This is a genomic window from Gimesia sp. (assembly GCF_048260065.1).
In the GTDB taxonomy this organism is placed as follows: Bacteria; Planctomycetota; Planctomycetia; order Planctomycetales; family Planctomycetaceae; genus Gimesia.
In genome coordinates this window covers 257,923-279,468 of the sequence record NZ_JBLXHC010000003.1, presented here as the reverse complement: position 1 = coordinate 279,468, position 21,546 = coordinate 257,923, and the positions used below count along the sequence as shown (strand labels likewise).

General features: G+C 51.4%; 19 protein-coding genes. 12 read left to right on the top strand and 7 right to left on the bottom strand.

Annotated features, from left to right (window positions below; translation table 11 throughout):
• Window positions 1–36: 36 nt before the first annotated feature.
• From dxs to ACN0YN_RS07240, 3 genes are read right to left on the bottom strand one after another with little or no spacing between them, the layout of a single operon-like run.
• A complete protein-coding gene (dxs, locus tag ACN0YN_RS07250; RefSeq protein ID WP_417384336.1) occupies window positions 37–1,950 on the bottom strand; it encodes a 1-deoxy-D-xylulose-5-phosphate synthase in 1,914 nt (637 codons plus the stop codon).
• Window positions 1,950–2,846, bottom strand: coding sequence for a polyprenyl synthetase family protein (locus ACN0YN_RS07245; protein ID WP_417384335.1), 897 nt, complete (start codon window positions 2,844–2,846; stop codon window positions 1,950–1,952). Before ACN0YN_RS07245 ends, dxs begins: the two co-directional genes overlap by 1 nt.
• Before the next feature lie 48 nt (window positions 2,847–2,894).
• Complete coding sequence (locus tag ACN0YN_RS07240; RefSeq protein WP_417384334.1) at window positions 2,895–4,100, bottom strand: M20/M25/M40 family metallo-hydrolase; 1,206 nt, start codon at window positions 4,098–4,100, stop codon at window positions 2,895–2,897.
• Between the two features lie 344 nt (window positions 4,101–4,444).
• Here ACN0YN_RS07240 and ACN0YN_RS07235 point away from each other — a divergent pair, with 344 nt between their 5' ends.
• The 8 genes from ACN0YN_RS07235 (at window position 4,445) to ACN0YN_RS07200 (ending at window position 12,208) form a co-directional block, all read left to right on the top strand.
• On the top strand, window positions 4,445–5,671 hold the full coding sequence (locus ACN0YN_RS07235) for a hypothetical protein (RefSeq protein ID WP_417384333.1): 1,227 nt from the start codon (window positions 4,445–4,447) through the stop codon (window positions 5,669–5,671).
• A gap of 369 nt (window positions 5,672–6,040) precedes the next feature.
• Window positions 6,041–7,270, top strand: a complete 1,230-nt coding sequence (locus ACN0YN_RS07230) for a Glu/Leu/Phe/Val family dehydrogenase (RefSeq protein ID WP_417384332.1) — start codon at window positions 6,041–6,043, stop codon at window positions 7,268–7,270.
• An 83-nt stretch (window positions 7,271–7,353) separates the two neighbouring features.
• Window positions 7,354–7,878 (top strand): Crp/Fnr family transcriptional regulator, encoded by a 525-nt coding sequence (locus ACN0YN_RS07225; protein ID WP_417384331.1) that lies wholly within the window; start codon window positions 7,354–7,356, stop codon window positions 7,876–7,878.
• 228 nt (window positions 7,879–8,106) lie between these two features.
• On the top strand, window positions 8,107–9,372 hold the full coding sequence (locus ACN0YN_RS07220) for a glutamate-5-semialdehyde dehydrogenase (RefSeq protein WP_417384330.1): 1,266 nt from the start codon (window positions 8,107–8,109) through the stop codon (window positions 9,370–9,372).
• 75 nt (window positions 9,373–9,447) lie between these two features.
• Complete coding sequence (gene fliM, locus ACN0YN_RS07215) at window positions 9,448–10,497, top strand: flagellar motor switch protein FliM (RefSeq protein ID WP_417384329.1); 1,050 nt, start codon at window positions 9,448–9,450, stop codon at window positions 10,495–10,497.
• A gap of 417 nt (window positions 10,498–10,914) precedes the next feature.
• Entirely contained in the window at window positions 10,915–11,115 is a 201-nt protein-coding gene (gene rpmI / locus ACN0YN_RS07210; protein WP_417384328.1) for a 50S ribosomal protein L35, read from the top strand.
• Window positions 11,116–11,195: 80 nt separating this feature from the next.
• Window positions 11,196–11,552: a 50S ribosomal protein L20 gene (rplT, locus tag ACN0YN_RS07205; protein WP_417384327.1), complete on the top strand. Its 357-nt coding sequence runs from the start codon at window positions 11,196–11,198 to the stop codon at window positions 11,550–11,552.
• A gap of 248 nt (window positions 11,553–11,800) precedes the next feature.
• Complete coding sequence (locus tag ACN0YN_RS07200) at window positions 11,801–12,208, top strand: hypothetical protein (protein WP_417384326.1); 408 nt, start codon at window positions 11,801–11,803, stop codon at window positions 12,206–12,208.
• Between the two features lie 18 nt (window positions 12,209–12,226).
• Here the strand turns inward: ACN0YN_RS07200 and ACN0YN_RS07195 are convergent, their stop codons facing one another.
• On the bottom strand, window positions 12,227–12,676 hold the full coding sequence (locus ACN0YN_RS07195; protein ID WP_417384325.1) for a hypothetical protein: 450 nt from the start codon (window positions 12,674–12,676) through the stop codon (window positions 12,227–12,229).
• 217 nt (window positions 12,677–12,893) lie between these two features.
• Window positions 12,894–14,156, bottom strand: a complete 1,263-nt coding sequence (locus tag ACN0YN_RS07190; RefSeq protein WP_417384324.1) for a PQQ-binding-like beta-propeller repeat protein — start codon at window positions 14,154–14,156, stop codon at window positions 12,894–12,896.
• A 257-nt stretch (window positions 14,157–14,413) separates the two neighbouring features.
• Here ACN0YN_RS07190 and ACN0YN_RS07185 point away from each other — a divergent pair, with 257 nt between their 5' ends.
• The 4 genes from ACN0YN_RS07185 (at window position 14,414) to ACN0YN_RS07170 (ending at window position 19,434) form a co-directional block, all read left to right on the top strand.
• The gene (locus tag ACN0YN_RS07185; protein WP_417384323.1) at window positions 14,414–16,423 is read left to right on the top strand and encodes a sigma 54-interacting transcriptional regulator; all 2,010 of its coding nucleotides are present in this window, start codon (window positions 14,414–14,416) and stop codon (window positions 16,421–16,423) included.
• A 446-nt stretch (window positions 16,424–16,869) separates the two neighbouring features.
• Entirely contained in the window at window positions 16,870–17,253 is a 384-nt protein-coding gene (locus tag ACN0YN_RS07180) for a hypothetical protein (protein WP_417384322.1), read from the top strand.
• Between the two features lie 120 nt (window positions 17,254–17,373).
• The gene (locus ACN0YN_RS07175; protein ID WP_417384321.1) at window positions 17,374–18,708 is read left to right on the top strand and encodes an alpha/beta fold hydrolase; all 1,335 of its coding nucleotides are present in this window, start codon (window positions 17,374–17,376) and stop codon (window positions 18,706–18,708) included.
• Window positions 18,709–19,092: 384 nt separating this feature from the next.
• A complete protein-coding gene (locus tag ACN0YN_RS07170; protein ID WP_417384320.1) occupies window positions 19,093–19,434 on the top strand; it encodes a hypothetical protein in 342 nt (113 codons plus the stop codon).
• Between the two features lie 291 nt (window positions 19,435–19,725).
• Here the strand turns inward: ACN0YN_RS07170 and greA are convergent, their stop codons facing one another.
• Window positions 19,726–20,202 carry a transcription elongation factor GreA gene (greA, locus tag ACN0YN_RS07165; RefSeq protein ID WP_417384319.1) on the bottom strand — a complete coding sequence of 159 codons (477 nt, stop codon included), beginning with the start codon at window positions 20,200–20,202 and terminating at the stop codon, window positions 19,726–19,728.
• 133 nt (window positions 20,203–20,335) lie between these two features.
• Window positions 20,336–21,493, bottom strand: a complete 1,158-nt coding sequence (locus ACN0YN_RS07160; protein ID WP_417384318.1) for a Gfo/Idh/MocA family protein — start codon at window positions 21,491–21,493, stop codon at window positions 20,336–20,338.
• Between the last annotated feature and the right edge of the window lie 53 nt (window positions 21,494–21,546).

Genomic DNA, 21,546 nt, shown 5'->3' with positions numbered 1-21,546 from the left:
CAAGCGTCCATACTGATTGGAGAATGCGAGACGTTATTAATCGTTGATTGCTACTTTGGTCTGCTGTGCCAGTTCACGGGCCGTTGCCGTGATACCGTCCACATCCAGTCCCAGATCAGCCAGTAATTCATTGCGGTTTCCGTGTTCGATGAAACGATCCGGGATTCCCAGCCGCTTGAGGTGACTGGTATTTAAACCTGCATCGTTTGCCGATTCGAGAACAGCAGAACCGAAACCGCCACAAAGTGTACCTTCTTCAACGGTAATCACAAAGCCCGATTCCGACAGCGCCTGGTGGATGACTTCGGTGTCGAGCGGTTTGGAGAACCGGGCGTTTATGACGCCGACGTCGAGTCCTTCTTCCCGCAGTTTTTCCGCAGCCTGTACACAACTGGTGAACAGCGAGCCGAAAGCGATGAGCATGCCATCTTTGCCCCAGACATAGACTTCGGACTTGCCCAGTTCCACCGGTGCGACCTTGCGTTCGACGGCGTCAGCGGCTGCTTTGGGGTAACGGATTGCCGCTGGTCCCTCATGCTGCAGCGAAAATTCGAGCATGGGCTCGACATCCAGTGCGTCTCCGGGGGACATGTTGACAATGTTCGGAAAGCATCGCATATAGCTGTTGTCGAAAGCGCCGTGGTGTGTGGGACCGTCTTCACCGGCGATACCGGCCCGGTCCATGCAGAAGGTGACGGGCAGATTCTGCAGAGCGACCTCCTGGAAAATATGGTCGAAGCTGCGCTGCAGAAATGTGCTGTAGATATCGACAATCGGGCGCAGACCGGCTTTGGCCATCCCGCCTGCAAAGGCAACCGCGTGCGCTTCACAGATCCCGGTATCAAAGAAGCGATCGGGGAAGCCGTCGCGGACCTTGCCGAGTTTATTGCCGGCACACATGGCTGCTGTGAGGACGACGACCCGTTCGTTGTCAGTCATGGCCTGGAAGATGGAACTGCTGACGACATCGGTGAAGGCTTTGGACGAACTGCTGCCTGGTTTTTCCACAGGTACAATTTCGTTTTCTTCATTCCTCTGAAAGGGAGCCGGAGCATGAAACGAAACCGGGTCGTTGGTTGCCGGTTCGAATCCGTGCCCTTTTTCAGTCAAGACATGCAGCAGGACAGGCCCTTTGATGTTCTTGATCATTTTCAGGTATCCGGACAGCGATTCAATATCGTGTCCGTCTACAGGGCCGATGTAGCGGAAGCCCATTTCTTCAAACAGCATACCGCCGTGTAGAAAGCCTTTGACTGCTTCTTTAAAGCTGCCCAGCGTATTTTCCATGGACTCGCCGACGACGGGGAGTTTGTTCAAGAGCCAGGAGACGTCCCGTTTCAGGCCATTGTAAAAGGGGGCGACGCGAGCTTTATCGAGGTATTGCGCCAGTCCGCCGACGCGGGGGCAGATTCCCATTTTGTTATCGTTGAGAATAACGAGCACATCCTGATTCATGCCGGCTGCGTTGTTCATGGCTTCGAACACGACGCCGGAAGGGAGTGCGCCATCTCCGATGACGGCCACTGATTTGCGATCTGATTCTCCCATCAGATCATCGCCCGCTTTCAGTCCCAGAACAGTGGAGACACTGGCGCCGGCATGCCCGGTCATGAACAGGTCGTAATCGCTCTCTTCCGGATTGGGGTAACCCATCAGGCCCCCTTTACGACGGATGGTCGAAATTTGCGAGTAGCGTCCCGTCAGCAGTTTGTGTGGATAAATCTGATGTCCTGTGTCCCAGATCAGACGATCTCTGGAAAAGTCGTAAGACATATGCAGGGCAATGCAGAGTTCCACCACTCCAAGGTTGCTCGCAAAGTGTGCCGAGCGGTCTTCCACAACCGTACACAAAACTTCACGAATTTCTGCAGCCAGCGTTTCGAGTTCAGTCCCGGATAAAGTTTTCATATCAAGTGGCGACTTGATCCGTGGTAGAATTTCGATGTTCATCAATGGTCTCGTTCTAATATAAAGTGGGCCAGTTCTTCCAATCGTTGGCCGTGGCTCCCAAGTGGGGCGATCGAGAGGCACGCTTCTTCAATCAAATTTTGAGAGCGTCGTCGACTTTCTTCAACGCCAATCAGGGAGGGGTAGGTTAATTTACCGTGATCAGCGTCTTTTCGCACGCCTTTTCCCATTTTTTCTTCATCACCCGTTAAATCAAGCAGGTCATCGGTAATTTGGAATGCCAATCCTATGCAAGTACCGTATCTTTCCAGGTTTTTCAGCGTTTCAGGATCTGCTCCGCCAATGCGGGCCCCCATGGTTAGTGCACTACAGATCAGACGTCCTGTCTTGCGTTTATGAATGGCTTCCAGAATTTCGAGTGTGGGGTTTTCGAGGTGTTCTGATTCCAGATCGGCGACCTGACCGCCGACCATACCCACTGCACCAGCGGCATTTGCCAGATCGACACAACACGCTGCTGCACAGGACTTTACTTCGATCTGATCTGCAAGCAGTTCAAAGGCACGGGTCAAGAGAGCATCCCCTGCGAGGATCGCATTGGCTTCACCGAATTTGATGTGACTGGTTGGTAATCCGCGACGGAGTTCATCGTCGTCCATTGCCGGCAGATCGTCATGGATCAAAGAGTAAGTGTGTACCATTTCGATGGCACAGGCGGCTGGGAAAGCTGCTTTCTGGTCACCGCCACAGGCTTCACAGCTGAGTAACACGAGGATGGGACGTAACCGTTTTCCGCCCGCAGAGAGGCTGTAAGACATTGCCTCTTTGAGAATCGGCGGGCAGTCAGCAGATTGATCGAGTGCCTCTTCCAGCCGGTGATTGACCAGTGTCTGCAGGTTGCTCCACATTTCTTTGAAGGGCAGGGATGAGTCGCTCATGCAATCAGAGTCTTTAACTATTATCTTGAGTCATTCGTGTGTGTGGATTCAGTCTGATTCTGTTGCCGTCGCCAGCAGCAGACCGATCTGACAGGCTTTGAGATATTCATCAATCATCAGGGTTTCGCTGGTGGTGTGAATGTCCTGCTGGCCGCAGCCCAGTGTGACCGCTGGAAATCCATGGGCGGTCATCCAGTTGGCATCCAGGCCTCCATTGGCAATGGTCAGTTCCGGCTGTCCCCCCTGTTTTTCAATCGCAAGTCGCGCGGTCTGCACAGCGGGTTCTTCTTCCGGAAGGCGGAACGAATCATATTTCAAATAAGATTCGAAAGAAACGTTCCCCAGTTTCCCTTCGCTGTTTTTGACTGATTTGGCAGCTTTCAGGAAGGCTTTTTTGAATTCATCCAATATTTTCTGGCGGAAGCGGGGATTGTGGCTGCGAGCTTCGGCTTTGATGGTCAACTCGGGCATCACCACGTTCGTAGCGGCTCCCCCTTCGATGACGCCGACATTACTGGAGCCCGTGTTTTTGCCTTTGATGACCAGGCCATGCCAGCCGTTTGTGTAGAGATCGTCAATTGCACGGGAAGCGATCACGGCGGCACTGACGCCACATTCGGGATGCGCGCCGGCATGACTGGCGATGCCTTGAATCCGGATCAGCATGCCGGAATCACCGGTCGCACCAATACAGACCATGTCCGACATTTTGCCATCCCAGTTGAAGCACATTCTGGGTTTGCCCAGTTTGCTGGCTGTCAGCAGACGCACGCCGACCAGGCCGATTTCTTCCTGGACCATCCAGCAGAAAGTGAGTGGTGGATGGGGGAGTTTCTGTTCGAGGATCGTGAGCAGTGCGTTCAGGATGACGCTGCAGCCAGCACGGTCATCCGCGCCGAGTGCGGTCAGATCACTTTTGGAATGAATCAGGTTTCCCTTTTTGACCGGTTCGGCACCAACACACAGGGGGACGGTATCCATATGGGCCATCAGCAGACGGCGTGGGCCCCGTAGCGTACCGGGCAGTTTGACAATCATATTACCGGTCTGACCGCCAATCGGGCTTTTCTTATGAGCGGTATCATACTGGATTAATTTTTCAGACAGCCCCGCTTTGAGCAGGCGTTTTTTGATTTCCGCGGCGATTTGTCCCTCTTCACCGCTTTTGCCGGGGATTGCCATGAGCTCAGTTACGAGCTGTAACGCTTTTTCAGGATTGACTTTAGCTGCGGTCTCTGAGGGGCTTGTACTCATAAGTCTGGATCACCGGTAAAGAGGAGAGTAAGACATTCGATTGACAGCATCCTGTTTCGAATGATGCAAGTTAGGCTTTCACAACAGTTTTTTCAATGCGGTTGAGACGGAACTTCTCAGATCCACCAGGGCGGGCATTCAGACTCATATTGCTGTAAATCAGGATCAAAATTAGAATCCCCGCTGATTTCTCGACAAATATCTGCAACTGGTTTTTCTCAGCCACTTCGTATTTGTTCAGAAGTAATGGTCGCACTTCCTGAGTTGTTTCCAGCCCGGATGGCCGGGGACAACGCATTCTTTAAGTAGAATCAGCTTAAAATCTTAACATCGGTTTCTGATAATTGAAGATCATTCGCAAACCTCTGCGCTGGCTTAAGCATGTTACGCTGGCACTGATTACTCTCATCCTGTTAGCAGTCGGGAGTGAGGTCGCGTTGCGCGTTGCGGAATATCGAGATCAGGACTCTGTCAGCAGCTATGATGCCGAGGGGTTTCTGATTCCCTCTGATGTGAGTTACCACCGTATCCGGCCTTTGCAGGATGTTTCCCGCAAACATCCTGATACGGGAGAAACGGTTCAGTTTGAAATCAACAGTATGGGGCTCAGAGGGGCGGAACCTGCGATCCCCAAACCTGCGGGGGTCTATCGGATTCTCTGCCTGGGGGGGGAGACGGTTCTGGCACCAGAGATGGCGGATGAGGACACATTCTGCTCCCGGCTGGAAGCACTGCTGCAGAAGCGGACCGAGTTGAAGGTCGAAGTCATCAATGCCGGCGTACCTGATGCCAGCCCGCTGATGTCGTATCTGCATCTCAGACATTCCCTGCTGGGTCTGCAGCCTGATCTGATCCTGTTCCATTTTGACATGTCCGATGTTGCCGACGATCATGCATTGCGACGTTATACAAAGATCAGTGATGAGGGGCTGCCTTTATGCTCGATGCATCCTCTGTTTGAAAAGTTTAACGAACCGGAGCGACTGGAAAGTCAGTTCTTCGTCTCTCGTTACCTGCTGCGCTGGCTCGGTGATTACTGGGTCGAAAATCAACCTGCGGGACTGGATCGTGATATTGATACACCACAGGGGAAATATCTGTGGCTGGAAGATCATCCGCCCGACTGGTCAGTCTATGTCAGACAGACCCTGGAGCCGATTCAAAATATTCAGCAGATATCGCAGGGAACTTACTCGCGATTTATCCTCGCATCCTACCCTAAACCCTGGCAGGTGTCAGAGACGGCGATGAGTGGAGAACTGGCACGGGCCCGGCTGGGGGTTCGGGAAGGGGTGACTTATGGAAGTCGTTTCCCCTTTGAACTGCTGGAGACGTATTCTAAACAGATCAGTCTTTCCTTCTGCGATACCTCACGCACGTTTCAGAGTATCCAGAACCCGGATCGCTACTATCTGCAAAATGTACCTCAGTTTTCACGGGAAGGGCATGCCTTATATGCACGTGAACTGGCTCTGTTTATTCTTAAGGATGTTCCCGGAATCTGGTCTCGCGAAGTTCCTTCGCAACTGGAACCGCCGGCGGATCGACAGGCGCTGGTTCCCATGCGTTGAAAGAAACATCTGGCTTAAAGGCCGGGTATTGATGAATGTATGGATTATTCAATTCCATTTAACTGTTTGTTTAATGACCTTTTAATCAACCATAATTATATCGCGAAGTACAAATCTGAGGGGAAGCTCTGGTTTCGGTTTCGAAGTGCAGATTCTCTGATTTTCAAAGACTTTAAGTACAAAACGTGACCTACTCTTTTCAAGTATGAAGAATTCTAAATTATTTGACCAGGAACTGGCATTCACGGCGAATTGAAAATCAGGAGCGAGTCAGCTGGAATTTTGATTTCAGTCAACTACGCTTCGAACCAGTCGGTACCCTGATTTTTTCAGATATCAGCTCGCGTTGATGAGACAGGACAGGAAGTAATGAGCTCTTACGAAACAGCATGTCGTTATTTTGATCAGGCATCGCGCCAGGTCGGGTTATCGAAGAATATGCAGGATCTGCTGCGAACCCCGGAGCGTGAAGTCAAAGTGGAAGTGGCCATCGAACGCGATAATGGTGAAATCGCGACCTACATCGGCTATCGCGTACAACACGACAGTTCGCGTGGTCCCATGAAAGGGGGGCTGCGTTTTCACCCCGAGGTCAACGGAGATGAAGTACTGGCACTGGCCTCGCTGATGACCTGGAAGACGGCTCTGGTGAATATTCCTTATGGCGGTGCCAAAGGGGGAATTTCCGTTGATACCAGTCAACTGTCTCAAGGCGAACTGGAACGGGTCACCCGTAAATTCATCGATAAGATCTACGATGTGATCGGGCCTCTCAAAGACATTCCGGCACCGGACATGGGAACGAACGCGCAGGTGATGGCGTGGATCATGAACCAGTATGAAAAGTATCGGGGATTTAACCCGGCCTGTGTCACAGGAAAACCACTGGAACTGCACGGAGCCGATGGTCGTGAAGAGGCAACCGGTCGTGGAGTGGCGATGGTGACACGCGATACACTGGATCATATGAAAATTGATATGACGGGAGTCACGGTCGCAATCCAGGGATTCGGCAATGTGGGAAGCTATACGGCTCATTTTCTGGATGAGTTTGGTGCCAAGATTGTTGCCGTCTCAGATGCCAGTGGCGGAATTTACAGTGCCGATGGGATTAATATTCCCAAGCTGATCGAATACACTAAGGACACCGGAGCCGTCAAAGGATTTCCGGAAACGGAAGCTTTGTCGAATGAGGAACTGCTCACATCCAATGTGACCGTGTTGATTCCTGCGGCTTTAGGCGGAGTCTTGACTAAAGACATCGCGAAGGAAGTCAAAGCGCGATGTATTATTGAAGCAGCCAATAATCCGACTGTCCCGGAAGCAGACGAAATATTTGATAAGAACGGGATTATCGTGGTACCAGATATCCTGGCCAATGCCGGGGGAGTGACGGTGAGTTACTTCGAGTGGGTTCAGAACCGACAGCATTTCAGCTGGGAAAAATCCCGCGTACGTTCGGAATTAGATCGTATTATGAATGACAGTTTTAAACTGGTCTGGAAAATTGCAACCGATAAAAAAGTGTCTCTGCGCGTTGCCGCCTATATACTGGGAATCGGACGGGTAGGGCGTGCCACCGTTCTGGGAGGCATCTGAAATCCCGCCATGATGTTTCGTAAAGTTCAATTCGGACCCGGATTCACATTTATTTTACTTAAGACGCTTACGAGGTAATTAAAATGATATCAACAGAGGAACTGATCAATGATTGCGTTCTGTTTCAGTCTGTGACACCAGCTGAAATGGAAGAATTGCTCTATTACTCTGAAACGGAAGAGTTTTCTGAAGGGGCTCGTATCCTGGATGAAGGGAATTCCACACGTTATCTCTGGATCATTAAAAGTGGTACCTGTGAGGTACGTAAAAAGCTGGCCAATGGAAGCGAACAGACTCTTACCACATTAAGCCCACTTTCTGTATTTGGTGAAATGTCATTTTTCAAACCGGCGCCTCACTCAGCGAGCGTGGTTGCTGTTTCAGACGTGGAAGTGGTTCGGATTCCTGGTCGAGAGTTCGATCAGATGTTGCATGACGGAGCCAAAGGCGCTCAGAAGGTCGTGTTCAATACCGTGCGGATCATGTCGGACCGGTTGCGGATGATGGATAAATGGTCAGCGGAAATGGCAGAGAACTGCAGTTCCCGGACTAAAAATGCAGAATGGCACGATTTCCGGTCGAAACTGTATTCCGACTGGAAGTTTTAGCCTGAAATCCAGCCAGAATCAGCGTTTTTGATCCCGCGTTGACACATTTCGGCGGATATTTGATACTCCCGTATGTTGAACACCGTCAATCAGGCAGTTAGCCTGTGGATGCACGGTGCGCACCTCTGGGCTGCGCAGAGTGTCCTTTTCAGAGAACTGCACGTGTTTTACGTACCAGGATGGTCGATGAACACATTAACCATCTACCCGTAATTGATTAAGAGTAACATGACAGAACAAGACCTGGCTCAATATACAGAACGGCTGGCAACTCAGGCACGAGAGGCTTCACGCAAACTGGTTTCTGCGAACGGGAATCAGAAAAATGCCTGGCTGCGCCGTATGATCGAGCTGATTCGCGAACGGACACCGGAACTTCTGGAAGCAAACGCCGTCGATCTCAAGCAGGCTCCGGAATATGGCCTGACGGAAGCTTCGATTGATCGCCTGCGCCTGACCGAAGCCCGACTGCAGGGCATTATCACGGCACTGGAAGAGATCATCGCGCTGCCGAACCCGATTGGGGAAGTCATTGACAGTAACATTCGTCCGAATGGCCTGCTGGTCACGCGCGTCAGAGTGCCTCTGGGAGTCGTGTTTTTCATCTATGAGTCACGTCCGAATGTGACCATTGATGCGGCTGCTTTGTGTGTGAAAAGTGGAAATGCGGTCATTTTAAGAGGCGGAAAAGAAGCGTTTCACAGCAATATCGCGTTCTATAAGCTGCTGCAGGAAGGGCTGCGCGACGTGGGGCTTCCGGAAGAGGCCGTCCAGCTGGTCGAAACGACAGACCGTGAAGCAGTGGGACATTTCCTGAAACTGCACGAATACATTGATGTGACGATTCCCCGTGGCGGAAAAAGCCTGATCGAACGCGTGGCCCGTGATGCGACGATGCCCGTGATTAAGCATTTCGACGGCGTCTGTCATGTGTATCTCGACAAATCAGCCGATCCGGATCTGGCGGAGTCGATTACGGTGAACAGTAAATGTCAGCGTCCCGGTGTGTGTAATGCGGCGGAATGTCTGCTGGTGCATGTGGATGTTGCGGAAACGATTTATCCACGGGTGGCAGAGGCTTTGAAAGCGCAGGGAGTCGAACTCCGCTGCTGTCCACGTTCGCTGGAACTGACACCAGGGGCAAAAGCGGCGACAGAAGAAGATTACGGCACGGAATACGGCGCCAAAATCATCTCGGTCAAAATTGTGAATGATATGGATGAAGCGATCCGACACATTCATAAATATGGATCGGGACATACCGAGTCGATCGTCACGACCGAACTGGCAGCGTCTGAAAAATTCACGACACAGGTCGATTCGGCGGCTGTCATCGTCAATGCGAGCACGCGATTCAATGATGGTGGAGAGTTCGGACTGGGGGCGGAAATCGGAATCAGTACCGATAAATTTCATGCCCGCGGTCCCTGTGGACTCAATGAATTGACCAGTTATAAATATGTGGCCCATGGAGCAGGGCAGATTCGAGAGTAGCAGTTAGATCAATGATTGAAATCCTGTTGCGGGCAGTCGGCCTGCGATGTGGTTCAATTTTCAGGGAGGCCAGGGATGGCAGACGTACTCAGTCAAAATGAAGTCGAGTCGCTCTTATCGGCGTTAGATCCCTCTGCAAACAGCAGTGGCGGATCGAGTCGTCCTGCGACCCGCAATACCGACTTCAATTCCCAGATCAGCATTTATGACTTCAAACGCCCCGAGCGTGTCAGCAAAGAACAGATGCGGGCGTTTCGCGCATTGCATGAAAGCTTCAGTCGTGAATTTGGAGCCGCCCTCAGCGGGATGTTGCGTTCCATCATTGAAGTCAAGCTGATCAGTGTCGACCAGTTGACCTACAGTGAGTTTGTTTTCAGTCTGGAAAACCCCACCTGTTTTAATCTACTTGAGTCAGAAACGCTGGACGGACATATCATCCTGGATATCAGCCCGTCGATCATTTTTCCGATCATTGACCGGTTACTGGGCGGGGATGGGCACTCGCATGGTGCCTACCCGAACCGGGCGTTGACGGAAATTGAAATCCGCCTGGTTTCCCGGATTACCGGGCTGGCCATCGAAGGGATTGAGTCGGCCTGGAGTAACCTGTGTGACTGGAAACTGCGGGTCTCCCAGGTGGAAAGTAATCCTCAGCTCGTCCAGATTGTGCCTCCCAACGAAGTGATCGTGCTGATTTCTTTCGAAGTCACGATGGGCGAAACGCGGGGAATTATCAATCTCTGTATTCCCTTCAATACGATCGAGCCTCTCTCCAATAAGCTGACCTCCGATACCTGGTCTGCTTATAAAAAGAAGTCACCGGATTTGAGGCAGCAGTTGAATCTGGAAGCCAGCGTCTCCAAGTCAAAGATTTCAATGCGTGTTGAACTGGACAACAGTAAACTGACGGCGGGCGAAGTTCTGAATCTGGCTGTGGGTGATGTGATCATGTGCAACAAAGGGAGTTCCCAGAGCCTGACTGTGGAACTGGAAGGAGCCCCGGTCTTCACAGCGTTCCCAGGGGTGTATAAAGGGCATAAAGCCATCAGTATTGAGAAAATGCTGGCCATTCCCCGGGATGTGATTGAAGAACGACTGAAGAAAGCGGAGGCAGCGACAGGTTAAACTAAGTCTGTCTGGTGGTAATGTCTCGGGCTGTACTTTCGAGAAGAATTGTATTAAGCTTTGAGTATCAATCGGGATCTGCTGATGTTTCAGCTCGCCAGATTCCTGATTTGATTGAACGAATGCCGATTTTCAGTCAATCCGTCATTTTTTCTACGAAGTCACCGGGTTTTTCACCCCGTTTCGGTGGAAAAAGTAATGTGAGGCTGATTATACTGCCCGATCAACCTCCCAGTTGAAGATCAGTCTGTACTGATGTAATGAACGGATGTGGTCTTTCTGGTTGAGGATTCTGCATCAACTCTGAATAAACAGAGTGCAGAACGTGTAAGAAATATGACTCAGGATTGATGACTGGATCTCTGTTTTCTTAGAGACAGCCGTGTCTCTGAAACGTTTACGAAGATAGAAAATAAAATGCCTAAGCAAAAGACACATAAAGGATTAAAGAAGCGGTTCAAGATTACCGCTTCTGGTAAAGCCAAGCACAGGAAAGCGTTTCGCGGTCACATTCTCAGTAAGAAGAGCCCTAAGCGAAAAATCAGACTTCGCGGTGATGGTGTAGTGACTGGCGCTGAAGCAAAGCTGATTGTGAATGCCCTGCGTCCCAGTTCATAAGCTTTGCTGTGTTCCCGGCTGACAAAGCTGGGAGATGTGCTGACAGAATCAATATTTAACATCACAGTTGGAAAGTAATAATGCGAGTTCGAAAAGGTGCCGCTCGACGTCGAGCCAAGAAAAGACTGTTCAAAGAAGCCCGTGGCAATTATGGTGGCCGCAGTAAACTGCTGCGAACCGTCAAGGAAACCCTGGTTCGGGCTCGTGTTTACGCATATCGTGACCGTCGCGTTCGTAAGCGTGAATTCCGTGCTCTGTGGGTGACTCGAATCACCGCTGCCTGTCGTGCACGTGGAACGAATTACTCCCAGTTTATCAATGGTCTGACCAAAGCCGGGATCACTCTGAACCGCAAATCACTGAGCGAACTGGCAATTTATCAGCCAGAAATCTTTGATGAGATTGTGAAAGCTGCCCAGGCCGCTTTAGCAGCATAATCTCTGAGTGGATTACCGCTGAATTGAGATACAATTAAAGCCAGATCTGTTCGATGAGCAGACCTGGCTTTTTTTACGTTCCGATATCGCTCAACCAGGCCAGTGGGGCTCCCCGGGAAGCTTCAAATTGCAGTACGCCTGAAAAAGGGAATCTGTTATATTGTGTGCCGAACCTGCCGAGATAGGAGCAGGTTTCACTTCAGAAGTCAGTCCCCGATCACGGAGGCAGGGAGTTGATGCAGGCAGGCATGAAATCGGATCAGGGTAACAGGCGAGGGCCACACTGGCGACTTGCACTGTGGTTCTGTCTGTCATGTGTCGTGAGTCTGACTGCCTGTACCGGCTTCAGGTCGGTTGTGCCTGCACCGCTGGTCTTTGAAGAGCAGTCAGCAAAAATCCTCGAAATTGCACCCCTGGGAACTCCCAAGGAACAGGCGGTTCGTCAGTTGAACGAAGCCGGGATCTCCGGGGATTTTTCGTCCAGTCCATCGATCTACTATTGTGATCTGTGGCAGCGTGAAGATGGGACGCAGTGGCATCTGAATGTCGCGTTGCTGTTCAAGGAAGACGGAACGCTTTATAAGACCCGACCGGCACAGGCCGATATCAGCTGGGAAAAGGAAGGCGAGTCCACTACGACGCAGTCGGAGCCCTGAATCGAAACGGTTCCCGGGTTATTGATCTACGGGGTCAGCGGGTTTCTCAAGTAGCTGGATGTGTCCCTGACAGAATTTACAGGCAGCGACTGTGCCCAGATATTTATGGGCAATGCGCAATTCTTTTCGGCAGTGAGGACACTGGGTGTAGAATCCCTGGGAAATGGCTTTGCTGGCATCAATTTTCAAAGAGAAGGGGGCCTGGCAGAAATTGCAGCTGACCTGTTTGCCCAGGTATTTTTTATGGACGCGTAATTCTTTGCGGCAGTCCGGACACTGAAAGAAGTAGCCAACCGGATAAGCGTCGCTGCAGACTGCCAGTTCTTTCAGGGGGTGAAACGCCGGGATCTCTACTGTATCGTGCTCGAGGTCATCGTTGAGCAACTCACGGCAGGTTTGACAGTGTACCAGATTTGCAGGCATGTCCTCCCCGCATTGCGGGCAGGGGCCACCGGGCCAGGCGGGCATAATAAATCCTTGTTTTCAATCAGTCAGTTTTTCAGGTTACTGAAGTTTTGAGATGGCCCGTTATCTCGGTTGAGTTTTGAAAATACTCGATTCCACGGAGAATGCCTGTGGATGTATTTGAGCGTTAAGAACTGTCCTCATACAATTATAGCAGATACAGGAGCGGGTTAAATCAAAAAATCTCCAACGTTCTGCATTCATTCCCGAAGGAAGCTGATTATTTAGGTTGCAGGCAATACAGGTGTTTGAAGGTTCGAAAATACATCTGACCGTTGGCAACCACCACAGTCGCATGACTGGGGTCTCCCAGCTTGACTTTTTCGTGTGCTTTAAACTGGGGTGAAGCTTCGAGCATGGCGACGTCGCCATTTTCATTGATACAGTACAGAACGCCGTTAATGCAGACGGGCGAACTGCTGAAATCTCCGTCGACACGTTCCGTCCAGATGTTTTTCTGAGTGGCCAGATCGACACAGCTCACGACGCCGGCATCTCCCCAGAGGTAGAGATGGCCTTCGTAGACAATCGGAGTCGGAACGTAAGGGAGTTTGGTAGAACGCTGATATTTGATGTGGCTTTCTTTGATGTTTCCTGAGCCTGTGGGATCGACGCCGTACAGCAGCTTACCACGACCACCGCCACCACAAGTGGCGAAAATCAGGCCTTCGCCGTACACGGGGGACGAAACGGTTCGTTGAGGAAATTCTCCCGTGGTCCAGTTCAGTTTCCCGGTTTCGGGGTCGAGGCTGCTCACGCCGGTGGCACCGCTGACACAAATCAGTTGAGGTCCGGTATTCGGGTGAGTGATGATGATGGGGGTTGCATAGGAGGTTCGACGAACCGCCCGGTCTGCCTGCCAGACTGTTTCGCCAGTCAGTTTATTGAACGCAGTGACAGAGCTGGGGCCCTGCTGATCGTTGGTGGCGATGACCAGGTTTTTATAGATGATGGGGGAACTGCCGTGCCCGTGCTGGCTGGTAAAGGATCCCAGGTTGCGTTCCCAGATTTTATTGCCTTTGAAGTCGTAGGCAATCAGTAGATAAGATTCTTCATCCGCAAACTCGACATAAACATGTTCGCCGTCGGTGGCAGGGGTGCTGGAAGCCCAGCTTCCCTTGCGGTGTTTGTGGCTCTTTTTGAGTTTGGTTTCCCGTCGCCATTTTTCTTTACCGGATTTCGTGTCGATGCAGAACAGGTAGCGGGTTTCGCCTTCGTCAATCGCTGATGTGACAAACAGGTTGTCGCCCCAGATGGATGGGGAGGAGTGTCCGATGCCGGGCAGTTCCATATGCCAGGCGTAATCTTTTTCGGTCCACTGCAGGGGGTAGCCTTTTTCATCCGAGATACCTGAACCGTCGAGCCCTCGAAAGCGAGGCCAGTTTTCAGCCTGCAGTGAGGTCAGAACGGTAACAGAGCAGCATACGATCAGGAGAATCCGCAGAGTATGGGTAAAACAGCGGTTGGAAGGCAGTCTGTTCATGGGAGGTTCTCGTTTGAGGCAGGAGTAATTCAGATTTCACATAATAAGCTTGACGAATTTTATGTTCTGTTGCAAGTTAATTGAATATAATAAATGTCCGGGCTATCGTAAGTAAATAGGGCGTACTGATTTCGGCAGTGTTTGCGGGGCGGGTGCCTGTTGGCTCTTTCATGAGGGATCACGTTCGCTGTATTCTCTATGGCGGAACAAATCCTGTGTCATCATACATGCATAATTCTGATAAGAAAAACTCTAACGTGACTTCCTCAGTAGCGTATCTGATCATTCAGGAACTGGAAGAGCGGGGGAAGGTGTACCGCCTGGTAGATCGCCAGGTGACGACCATCGGTCGCGCGCCGACGAATCGGATCGTGCTCGACGATGAAGTCTGCAGTCGTAACCATTGTGAGATCTTCTTTAGCGACTCCGCCTGGTACATCCGTGATCTCGGCAGTCGAAACGGAACACTGGTGCAGGGTATTCCCATCAGCCAGGACTACGAGCTACAGGAAGGCGATATTGTCGAGATCGGTGACAGTCAGGCGATCTTTACTTTTGATGTCTCCCGCTTCTCTTCGCGACCCACGTCAGACGGCTCCAGTGCCGAACTGGAAAGTGAGACCATGGGGGCGGGGCACCAGTCCAGCTGGGAGGAATTCAATGTCCCCGAGATCATCCAGCGCAAGAGTCATACCCGGTTTCACACGCCACCTCCTGTCTCTCATTCAGACCGGGATCGGGATCGGACCAGCCGCGAGCTGGGACGCCTGTATCGCCTGGCGCTGGATATGGGGAATGTCCAGTCCGAGCAGGAACTCTCCCAGATCGTCTTAAACGGGCTGTTTGAGGGGACGAGTGCAGACATCGGGGCTATTTTGTATTTTGATCCGAGCCTGCAGCAGCCACGCAAACCAGAGCATCTGAAGGTCATTGCGTTTCAATCGGTCGATGAGCTACCTTACCAGAAGCCGTCCCACTTCCTGTCAGAGATGGTGTTTGCTGAAGGTGATGCGATTCTGGCTCATAATATCGCGGATGACAGCAAGCTGTCGACGCGGGATAGTCTGGGGAAGATTCATGCCCAGAGCGTCATCTGCGCACCGTTGCGGAATAAACAGGGGGTTGCAGGGCTGATCCACCTGTATTCGACCAACCCTGACAATCCACTCGATTCGGACGACCTGGAGTTTACGCTGGCTCTGGCGGATCAACTGGCGATATCGTTTCAGAACCTGAGTGAGAAGCTGCGGCTTAGCGACGGTCTGGCGCGGATGGAAGGCGAAAACAAAGCGTTGCGGGAGCAGCTGGAGCTCGAGAGTGAGCTCGTAGGGAAAAGCCCGAGCATGACTGCGATGAAGGCACAGATCCTGCGGATTGCTCCTACGGACGCCAGTGTGCTGATTCGGGGGGAGAGCGGCGTGGGGAAAGAGCTGGTGGCACGCGCCATCCATTTCAACAGCCAGAGAAAGAAACAGCCTTTTGTCTGCATGAACTGTGCGGCTCTCAGTGAGGGGCTGCTGGAGAGTGAATTGTTCGGGCATGAAAAGGGGGCCTTTACCGGAGCCACCGGTCAGAAGCCCGGTAAATTCGAACAGGCCCATAAAGGCACCCTGTTTCTGGATGAAGTCGGGGAAATGTCCCTGGGGGTTCAGGCAAAGTTTCTGAGGGTGCTGGAAGGGCATTCCTTTGAGCGGGTCGGCGGGAGTGTATCAATCAATGTTGATGTAAGGGTGGTCGCTGCGACAAACCGGGATATGGAGAAAGCGGTCGCGAAAGGAATTTTTCGGCAGGACCTTTATTTCCGTCTGCATGTCGTCGAGGTCAGTGTGGATCCACTACGTGTACGTGCGGATGATATTCTGCTGCTGGCTGATTACTTCCTGAATCGCTTTGTGGTCAAAACAGGGCGTCCGATTCGTGGCTTTACCGAAGAAGCCAAGGAGCTGCTGGAGGCATATCACTGGCCGGGTAATGTCCGCGAACTGCAGAATACGATCGAACGGGCATTTATCCTGTGTACCAGCGAGTTTATCGATGCTGAGGATATCCAGTTATCCGCTGTGGGCATGGAAAGTGACCCGCAAAATGTGCTCCCCCCGCCTCATACCCGGTTCCGGGAAGTCTCACTGGAGACTGTGGAGCAGGAGCACATTCTGGCGGTGCTCAACAATACGAACTGGAATAAATCCCGATCGGCTCAGATACTGGGAATCGAGCGTTCCACTCTCGATCGGAAGCTGAAACGCTATGGGATACATCGCCCCTGATTTGTGAACGAGTGCTACCGTTGATGGTTGTCACCGTGTGGTTTTGATTCATCAAAATCCAGCAGTTTCCGCCGAAACGGCAGGCGAAATCTGGATCTCAGGCGAGAGTTGCCTGTTGAGGGATTCGATTTCAGAGTAGTTTGCAAAAATGTCAAAAATCTTGTTGACATTTTACCATAAAAACTAAAGAATTGTCCTAGAAACAGGGGATACCTAATAGGTGTCCTCTCTTGCGGTTTTCAACTGCAGCCAAAAAAAATCGGGATGTTTTTTAACCACCAATTTAGAAGAGTTTCCCACCTGAAAAAACTTCCCACACCCTTGGAGGGTGTTGCTTTCAATCTCCCAAATAACGCAATGGATGCGTACGCTACGAGCGATTGAATTTCTCGGTTTGGTAGAGATGACTGATTGTTTTGTTCCACGTAGAAGGTTTGTCCACTCATATGGTTTGGGTGGAGATTCTGGACTTTTGTTATTGTTGTTGGAGAAAGAAGAAGAGAATGTCGGCATTTTTGATGGGTACAGATGACGTTGATACTCTTTCATACGAACTTGAAGATGATCAGTCATTGGTCAGCTACGAAGATGGTGATTATCAGGATTTTTCTGGTGAAGATTATGATCCCAACTTCGATGCTCTGTTCGGTGAAGAAGAGTACCGTGAAATGGGCATTAACCCAGACGAAGCAACACAGGCAAAGCCTGGTTCAGAACAGAAAGTTCTGATGCTGGCCGCACGCTATGCTGCTGGTCTACCCCTCTGGAATAACAGTGATTGTTATGATCACGGTCCTGGAGAGAACCTCCTGCAGGGACTTCTTGCTTAAAATCATCGATTTCGCGGCGTCTTTTAGCACAACGCGAATCGTTATGTTTTCAATAGAAAAGGGTCTTCAGTCAATTGCCTGAAGACCCTTTCCTTGCGCTGAGACGGAGGGATTGACGGCATGAGACAGAGGGTTTTGTTCATAGTCCTGTTGCTCGTAGCTGCTGTCACCCTGGAGGCCAGGTCCGCCGAGAAGGCAGAGAGCACACCCGATGACCGGGCCCGTGAATTCGTCAACCAACTGGCTCAAAAAGAGTATGGTCAGGCTGTTGCCCGCTTTGACAGTAAGCTGAGTCAGCACCTGCCTGCAGACAAGCTTAAAAACCTCTGGGAAGGTCTACTTGTCCAGTGGGGAGAACTGCAGAAAATCCAGAGGACACGGCAGCAGGCGGTTCAGAAGTTTCAGGTCGTCCTGGTCACCTGCCGCTTCCAGAGGGGACAACTGGATGTGAAGGTCGTCTTCTCAGAGAACCAGAAGATCTCTGGGTTGTTCTTTCTACCCGCCGGGAACTATCAAACTCCCGCTTATGTCAAACCGGACCGGTTTAAAGAGACTAAAGTCACCATCGGAACCGGGCTCTGGACTCTCCCGGGAACTCTGTCTCTGCCGACTGAGAAGGGGAAGCTGCCTGCTGTCGTGCTCGTGCACGGTTCCGGTCCTCAGGATCGGAATGAAACGATCGGCCCGAATCAGCCATTCCGTGATCTGGCAGAGGGGCTGGCTTCTCAGGGAATCGCTGTTTTACGGTATGAGAAGCGCACAAAGCATCATCGAATCAAGATGGCACTCCTCTCGGGAAGCCTGACTGTCAGAGAAGAAACGGTCGAAGACGCCGTCTCAGCAGTTCAGTTTCTGCAGGCTCATGAGCGGATCGACGGCAACCGGGTATTTGTTCTGGGGCATAGCCTGGGGGGCTACCTGCTACCTCAAATCGGAGCTGAGGAGCAGCAGATTGCCGGTCTGATCAGTCTGGCGGGCTCGACACGGCCTCTGGAGGAAATCGTACTGGCACAGGTGAAGTATCTATCCGCGCTCAATGGGGAGCCCACGGCTGAAAGCAGGCAGAAACTTCAGCAGCTGGCTGAACAGGTGGCGCTGGTGAAATCATCCGAGCTGAAGCCGGAGACTCCCGCCGATCAGCTGCCTCTGGGAATCTCAGCGAGCTACTGGCTGGCCTTGCGAGACTATGATCCCGCAGAGAGCGCCAGAACGCTTCAGACGCCGTTCCTGATCCTGCAGGGGGAACGGGATTATCAGGTGACGATGGATGACTTCGCGAAGTGGAAACAGGCTCTCGGAGGCCGGAAGGATGTCAGGTTCAAGTCCTACCCGAAGCTCAACCACCTGCTTATGTCTGGTGAGGGGCCGGGAGTTCCCGTGGAGTACATGATTCCCGGCAATGTCGCAGCTGAAGTCGTTGATGACATTGCGGCCTGGATCCACGGTCAGAAGTAGTTCCTCGATATACCTTCAAGGTAGGAAGTCTGGGAAGATTTTTCCTGGTTTCCGGTGGTAGCTTGAGGTGTTATCAGTTGTCTGCGGGGGTTGCTGCAGCCGTACGCACACTTTTTGAGCATCCCTCAGAGCAGCCGCAAACAAACGACGCACACAGAAACTTAATATTCAAGGCAGTCATATTTGGAGCGGGTTAAGATTCGGTTCAAAGTTGAATTGACTAAGTCTTGTGTATTGAATCAGATGCGCGTTTTGCATATTACTATCCGTGTATCGCGAATGCTGTTTTTTGGGAACAGTTTTCATTTCGGCACATGATTCGCGACTGTCTGGAAAACAGTACAAAACAAAGCCGACACACTTTTTTTAAGTTGGATGATTGCAATGTCTTTGCAAATTTTACAAAAGCCAGAACGTACCGTTGCAGAAGAGACAATCACAGTGAAACCTCATGTTGAACGTGTGGAAAGTAAGCCTTCTCGGGAAGTTTCCCAGCGGTTTACTGCAGCCTGGGACTCCTGTCCTGCCCCTGCCAAACTGGAATCAGAGATTCTGTCAGGTACGCATCATCAGGTCCAGAATGTGAAAGTTCGCTGTGATCATGCTGGAATTACTGTCTATGGTGTCAGTTCCAGCTACTACCTGAAGCAACTGGTAACACAGACCGTACAGACATTTGCACCATCGATTCCCTTAATGAATCGTGTGCTCGTTCAGGCTAAATAATCTGTTTCTGATTGAGTAAGACATCTTCGAGGCTCGTGGGCCTCTGGTTGTGGGAAACTGAGATGTCCTCAATATCGAGTTATTCAGCTGAAACAGCCCGGGATTTCTGACGACTTCCCTTCTAGAGCGTATCACATTTAACTATAGCGTCTATCAATCTAATGTACTCGGTTCAATTGGACCTGGAGACGCTACAGTAAAACTGGACACAGTCTATTGTGTGGAACAAACAGAAAAAGCGGCGTGAGAAGTTTCTCACGCCGCTTTTTGCTTTATCGGGCTTTGTTGAGATCAGTCTTCAATCTCAATCACTTCGAATTTGAGTGTCCCTGAAGGGACTTCGACTTCGACTTTATCTCCGACTTTCTTGTTCAGCAGGCCTTCTGCCAGCGGGCTGGAGGTGAGGATCTTCATGACTTCACCCATGTAGTCTTCTTCACCCGGACCAACGAACTCGTATTTCTCGTCCAGGCCGTCATCCAGGTTTTTTACGGTGACGACTGAGCCAAAGGTAACAACCCCTTTCGGCATGGTAGACTTATCTGCGATATAGCAGTTGGCCAGTTTGGATTTGAGCTGGTTGATTTTCGCCTGTGTCATTCCCTGTGCTTCACGCTGGGCATGGTACTCTGTATTTTCTTTCAAATCACCTTCTGCGCGGGCATCTGCGATTTTTTCCGCGATCTCAGGCATGACATCGCTTTCGAGGTGACGAATTTCTTCGCGCAGCTTGTCATAACCTTCTTGTGTGATTGGATGACGGTCCATCTGTTTGACTCCCGATTCGTGATAACTTCAGATTTTTGGTTCATTATATAACAAAAACGGGCGACGCGGAGTGCCACCCGTTTTTGCAAAGACTTGTTATGCAGGCATTATAACAGAAAACCTGCCTGAAATGCTATGCTATTTCAACCCATTGCTTGTCTTTCGCGCTCTGCAGGACCGCGTCACAGACTTTCTGGGTTTCCAGAGCTGCACGGAAGTCGGGCTGAGTCGGTTTACCGGTATCGAGCCCCTGGAAGAAGTCAGCCAGGGCATTGGTAAAGGTGTGCTCGTATCCGATCGTACAACCGGGGACCCACCATTTATCCATGTAGGGATGTTCGAAGTTGGTGACGTGAATCCGCCGCCAGCCGGTGACATGGTCTTCGACCTTCTTACCCGTGGTGGGGTTGGCGTATTCGAAGAACTGCAGAATCTGCGGGTCTTCCAGGTCGAAGTAGACAGAGCCGGCTTCGCCGTTCAGTTCGAACGTGTTGAAGTTCTTACGTCCGCGGGCGTAGCGGGAGCTTTCAAAGGTTCCCATCGAGCCATTGGCAAAGCGGGCCAGGAACATGCAGGCGTCGTCGATTTCGACCTTCGTCTTTTCACCGGTTTCCTGGTGCACGCGTTCTTTGATGAAGGTTTCCGTGGCTGCAGAGACCGAGGTGATCGGCCCGTTGAGCCAGATGGCGGAATCGATCGAGTGGGCCAGCAGGTCGCCAGTCACACCACTTCCAGCGACTTTGGCATCCAGACGCCAGAGTGTTGCACCCCCCTGGGGGACGTCTTCAGCGATCGTCCAGTCCTGCAGGTACTGGGCCCGGTAGTGGAAGGGACGACCGATGCGGTTTTCATCGACCAGCTGCTTGGCCAGGGTGATGGAAGGCACACGACGATAGTTGAACCAGACCATGTTCGCGACGCCAGCTTTTTCGATGGCTTCGGTCATGGCGACTGCTTCAGCGACATTCATCGCCAGCGGCTTTTCACAGAGTACCATTTTACCGGCTTCTGCGGCAGCGATGGCGATGTCGTGGTGCGAGTTATTGGGGGTGGTGATATCGATCAGGTCGATGTCGTCACGTTCGATCAGCTTGCGCCAGTCGGTTTCGTAGGATTCCCAGCCCCAGTTGTCGGCGAAGTCTTTGATCTTGTCTTCGCTGCGGGCACAGCAGGCCTGCAGGACCGGCGTGTGTTCGATATCAAAAAATTTACCGACTTGTCTATAAGCATTGGAGTGGGTACGTCCCATGAATCCGTAGCCGATCAGGCCGACGCGTACGGGTTTGCTCATTGGTGTGACTCCTTCAAGAAAAAAATACAGGTTGAGATTGAAATTAAATTAAG

Excerpts from the sequence above, each read along its gene's own strand:
- dxs (WP_417384336.1), bottom strand. The coding sequence starts at position 1,950 with ATGAACATCGAAATTCTACCACGGATCAAGTCGCCACTTGATATGAAA.
- ACN0YN_RS07245 (WP_417384335.1), bottom strand. The coding sequence starts at position 2,846 with ATGAGCGACTCATCCCTGCCCTTCAAAGAAATGTGGAGCAACCTGCAG.
- ACN0YN_RS07240 (WP_417384334.1), bottom strand. The coding sequence starts at position 4,100 with ATGAGTACAAGCCCCTCAGAGACCGCAGCTAAAGTCAATCCTGAAAAA.
- ACN0YN_RS07230 (WP_417384332.1), top strand. The coding sequence starts at position 6,041 with ATGAGCTCTTACGAAACAGCATGTCGTTATTTTGATCAGGCATCGCGC.
- ACN0YN_RS07225 (WP_417384331.1), top strand. The coding sequence starts at position 7,354 with ATGATATCAACAGAGGAACTGATCAATGATTGCGTTCTGTTTCAGTCT.
- ACN0YN_RS07220 (WP_417384330.1), top strand. The coding sequence starts at position 8,107 with ATGACAGAACAAGACCTGGCTCAATATACAGAACGGCTGGCAACTCAG.
- fliM (WP_417384329.1), top strand. The coding sequence starts at position 9,448 with ATGGCAGACGTACTCAGTCAAAATGAAGTCGAGTCGCTCTTATCGGCG.
- rpmI (WP_417384328.1), top strand. The coding sequence starts at position 10,915 with ATGCCTAAGCAAAAGACACATAAAGGATTAAAGAAGCGGTTCAAGATT.
- rplT (WP_417384327.1), top strand. The coding sequence starts at position 11,196 with ATGCGAGTTCGAAAAGGTGCCGCTCGACGTCGAGCCAAGAAAAGACTG.
- ACN0YN_RS07200 (WP_417384326.1), top strand. The coding sequence starts at position 11,801 with ATGAAATCGGATCAGGGTAACAGGCGAGGGCCACACTGGCGACTTGCA.
- ACN0YN_RS07195 (WP_417384325.1), bottom strand. The coding sequence starts at position 12,676 with ATGCCCGCCTGGCCCGGTGGCCCCTGCCCGCAATGCGGGGAGGACATG.
- ACN0YN_RS07190 (WP_417384324.1), bottom strand. The coding sequence starts at position 14,156 with ATGAACAGACTGCCTTCCAACCGCTGTTTTACCCATACTCTGCGGATT.
- ACN0YN_RS07180 (WP_417384322.1), top strand. The coding sequence starts at position 16,870 with ATGGTTTGGGTGGAGATTCTGGACTTTTGTTATTGTTGTTGGAGAAAG.
- ACN0YN_RS07175 (WP_417384321.1), top strand. The coding sequence starts at position 17,374 with ATGAGACAGAGGGTTTTGTTCATAGTCCTGTTGCTCGTAGCTGCTGTC.
- ACN0YN_RS07170 (WP_417384320.1), top strand. The coding sequence starts at position 19,093 with ATGTCTTTGCAAATTTTACAAAAGCCAGAACGTACCGTTGCAGAAGAG.
- greA (WP_417384319.1), bottom strand. The coding sequence starts at position 20,202 with ATGGACCGTCATCCAATCACACAAGAAGGTTATGACAAGCTGCGCGAA.
- ACN0YN_RS07160 (WP_417384318.1), bottom strand. The coding sequence starts at position 21,493 with ATGAGCAAACCCGTACGCGTCGGCCTGATCGGCTACGGATTCATGGGA.